Annotated in this window: 1 protein-coding gene; it reads right to left on the reverse strand. The window is 51.7% G+C overall.

Annotated features, from left to right (window positions below):
* The coding region (locus QQJ79_RS15565) for a S1 RNA-binding domain-containing protein (protein WP_284223841.1) at positions 1 to 543 on the reverse strand (543 nt) is incomplete at its 3' end.
* Between the last annotated feature and the right edge of the window lie 217 nt (positions 544 to 760).

The raw sequence follows: 760 nt of genomic DNA on the forward strand, positions 1-760 counted from the left end.
GGAAACAACGATGTTGCCACGACGACGATCCATTTTCAGGATCTGGAACGGCTGCGGGATACCCTTCAGCGGTGCGATGTCGCGAACCGGGCGAACATCAACCTGGCTGCCTGGCAGGAAGGCAACGGCGCCGGACAGGTCAACAGTGAAACCACCCTTGACGCGGCCAAAGATAACACCGTCGACGCGTTCGTTTGCTTCGAAAGCAACTTCCAGCTTTTCCCATGCTTCTTCACGACGAGCCTTGTCGCGTGACAGAACAGCTTCACCGGAAGCGTTTTCAATCCGCTCCAGGAAGACTTCCACGGTGTCGCCGATTTTCAGGTCAGAGTCCTGACCCGGGGCTGCGAATTCCTTGAGCGGAACACGGCCTTCTGATTTCAGACCGACGTCAATGGTGACCACATCTTTCTCGATGTTGATAACGGTCCCCTTGATAACGGTTCCTTCAAGGCTATCGCTGGTGCCATAGCTTTCTTCAAGCATGGCCGCAAAATCTTCAACAGCCAGCATGCTTTCTTCAGCAAGTTCAGTATTTGACATATTCTGATTTCCTTAATGATCCTCTATCAGGCCAAACCGGTAATCCGGCGGATCGATGGCCACCTGTTTTCCATGTCTCAAGTCACACGCCTGGAAAACGCGTTAAAAATGTCCCGGCGCGGTCGGGACTATTCCTGAAAGGGTGTTATAAAGACCAAGGACCTTATTGGTCAATAATCTCATATGCCGCTTCAAGAGCCGCTTCTATATCCAAATT

It is taken from the genome of Brevundimonas denitrificans, from assembly GCF_030160755.1.
Classification (GTDB): Bacteria; Pseudomonadota; Alphaproteobacteria; order Caulobacterales; family Caulobacteraceae; genus Brevundimonas; species Brevundimonas denitrificans.